Raw genomic sequence first — 2,944 nt, 5'->3', positions numbered from 1 at the left:
ACGTCGAGCACGGGGCGGGTTCCTCGCGGGTCCGCGGGGAACCCGCCCCGTGCTCGACGTCGTCGTCCCGGTGTTCGACGAAGAGGCGGACCTCGGGCCCTGCGTGCGCCGCCTGCACGCGCACCTCGCGGGGTTCCCGTTCCCCTCCCGCATCACCATCGCCGACAACGCCAGCACGGACGCCACACCCCGGGTGGCGCAGGAGCTCGCGGCGCAGCTGCCCGGGGTGCGGTGGGTGCGGATGGAGGAGAAGGGCCGCGGCCGGGCCCTGAAGCACGTGTGGTCCACCTCCGACGCCGACGTCCTGGCGTACATGGACGTCGACCTGTCCACGGACCTCGCGGCCCTGCTCCCGCTCGTGGCCGGCCTGCTGTCCGGGCACTCCGACGTCGCCATCGGCTCCCGGCTCGCGCGGGGTTCGCACGTGGTGCGCGGCGCCAAGCGCGAGGTCGTCTCCCGGTGCTACAACCTGCTCCTGCACGGCACCCTGCGGGTGCGCTTCAGCGACGCGCAGTGCGGGTTCAAGGCGATCCGGGCCGACGTGGCGCAGCGGCTGCTGCCGCTCGTGGAGGACCCCGGGTGGTTCTTCGACACGGAGCTGCTCGTGCTGGCGGAACGCTCCGGACTGCGCATCCAGGAGATCCCCGTCGACTGGGTCGACGACCCCGACAGCCGGGTCGACATCGTCGCCACCGCCGTGGCCGACCTGCGCGGCATCCGCCGCCTGGGCACCGCCATCGCCACCGGGCGCCTTCCCCTGCAGGAGGTCCGCGACGCGCTGGGCCGGGGTCCCCAGCCGGTCTCGCTCGGCGGGGTCCCCACCAGCCTGGCCGGGCAGCTCACCCGGTTCGTCGGCGTCGGTCTCCTCTCGACGCTCGCCTACGCCGCGCTGTACCTGCTGTTCCAGGAGGGCGCGGGAGCCCAGCTCGCGAACTTCCTGGCCCTGCTGGTGACGGCCGTGGCGAACACCGCGCTGAACCGCCGCCTCACCTTCGGGGTCCGCGGCCGGCGCGGAGCCGCGCGCCACCAGGCGCAGGGGCTGCTCGTGTTCCTGCTCGGCTGGGGCATCACGGCGGGGAGCCTCACGGCGCTGCACGCCGGTGCCCCCGGCGCGGGACGCGGGGTGGAGCTCGCCGTCCTGACGGCCGCCAACCTCCTCGCCACCGTCGTCCGGTTCCTGCTGCTGCGCACCTGGGTCTTCCCCGGCCGGCGACACCACCGGCCCGGCGCGACGACCGCGCCGACCGGCGCCGGACCCACCACCACCGCTGGACCGACTGCGACCGGAACCACCACCACCGGACCGACCACCACCGAAGGGGCCACCCGATGACCCTCACCTCCGACCTGGCCGCGCGCCGGGAGCGCCGTCGCACGGCCGGCGGCGCGACGCCCACCACCGGCGGCCTCCGCCCGCGGGCCGCGGCCGCCTGGCGGGGGCGGCCCGCCGACCCCGCCTGGGTGCGCCCGGCCCTGCTCGGCCTGCTCGCCGCGACCGCGGCGCTCTACCTCGTCGGGCTCTCCGCGTCGGGGTGGGCCAACGCGTTCTACTCCGCTGCGGCGCAGGCGGGCTCGCAGTCGTGGGAGGCGTTCTTCTACGGCTCCTCCGACGCCGCGAACGCCATCACCGTCGACAAGCCGCCCGCCTCGCTGTGGGCGATGGCCCTGTCCGTCCGCGTGTTCGGGTTGTCGTCGTGGTCGATCCTGCTGCCGCAGGCCCTCGAGGGCGTGGCGTCGGTCGGCGTCCTGTACGCCGCCGTGCGGCGCCGCTCGACACCGGCCGCGGGACTGCTGGCGGGTGCCGTGCTCGCGCTCACTCCCGTCGCGGCCCTGATGTTCCGGTTCAACAACCCCGACGCCCTGCTGGTGCTCGTCATGGTCGTGGCGACGTGGGCGCTGCTGCGCTCGGTGGAGTCCGGCCGCGCGCGGTGGCTCGTCGCGTGCGGGGCCCTGCTGGGGCTCGGGTTCCTCACCAAGCAGCTGCAGGTGTTCCTCGTCCTGCCCGGCCTGGCGCTGGCCTACCTGTGGGCGGCGCCCCACCCGCTCGCGCGGCGGGTCGGGCACCTGCTGCTCGGCGGCCTCGCGCTCGTCGCCGCGGCCGGCTGGTGGGTGGCCGTGGTCGAACTCGTCCCAGCGTCGATGCGGCCCTACGTGGGAGGTTCGCAGGACAACTCCTTCCTCGGGCTCACGTTCGGCTACAACGGGTTCGGCCGCCTGACGGGCGAGGAGGCGGGCAGCGTCGGCGGCGGGCGCGGGTGGGGCGAGACGGGCCTGCTCCGGCTGTTCGGCGCCGACATGGCCGGGCAGATCGCGTGGTTGCTGCCCGCCGCCCTCGTGCTCGCCGCGGCCGGGTTCGTGCTGACGCGCCGCGCGCCGCGCACCGACCCGCACCGCGCGGGCTACGTCGTGTGGACGGCCTGGGTCCTCGTCACGGGGCTCACCTTCAGCCTCATGTCCGGGATCATCCACCCCTACTACACGGTGGCTCTGGCTCCCGGGGTCGCGGCGCTCGTGGGCCTCGGGGCGGTGGAGGTGTGGACGCAGCGCGCCCGGCGCTGGCCGCTGCCGCTGCTGGCCCTCGTCGTGCTCGGGACGGCGGTCTGGTCGTCGGTCCTGCTGGCCCGCACGCCGGACTTCGTGCCGTGGCTGCGCTACGCCGTCCCGGTCGTCGGCGTCCTCGCCGCCGCGGCGCTCGTCGCGGGGCCGCTGCTGCGCCACCGCCGCGGGCCCGTCCTGCTGCGCGCCGGGCTCGTCGCGGCCGTCGTCGCGGGCCTGGCCGGGCCGGTGGCCTTCACGGCCCAGACGGTCTCGACGGGTCACCAGGGCGGGATCGTCGCGGCGGGGCCGGTGGCCTCGGGCGACGTGGGCGGCTTCCCCGGGGCAGGGGCCCGCGGCGCCTTCCGCGGCCAGGCCGGCGCGCTGCCGGGCGGGCAGGGGTTCGGGT

Annotated in this window: 2 protein-coding genes; both read left to right on the top strand. The window is 76.3% G+C overall.

Annotated elements, in window-relative coordinates; genetic code table 11:
- A partial coding sequence (locus tag GTR02_RS21035) for a bifunctional glycosyltransferase family 2/GtrA family protein (RefSeq protein WP_166609425.1) occupies positions 1-1,333 on the top strand: 1,333 nt, incomplete at its 5' end.
- Positions 1,330-2,944: glycosyltransferase family 39 protein (locus tag GTR02_RS21030; protein ID WP_166609424.1), on the top strand; the 1,615-nt coding region annotated here is incomplete at its 3' end. The genes GTR02_RS21035 and GTR02_RS21030, both read left to right, overlap by 4 nt.

It is taken from the genome of Kineococcus siccus (genome assembly GCF_009906795.1).
Classification (GTDB): Bacteria; Actinomycetota; Actinomycetes; order Actinomycetales; family Kineococcaceae; genus Kineococcus; species Kineococcus siccus.
The sequence above is the reverse complement of the archived record's forward strand: the minus strand, read 5'-3'. Positions and strand labels throughout refer to the sequence as shown.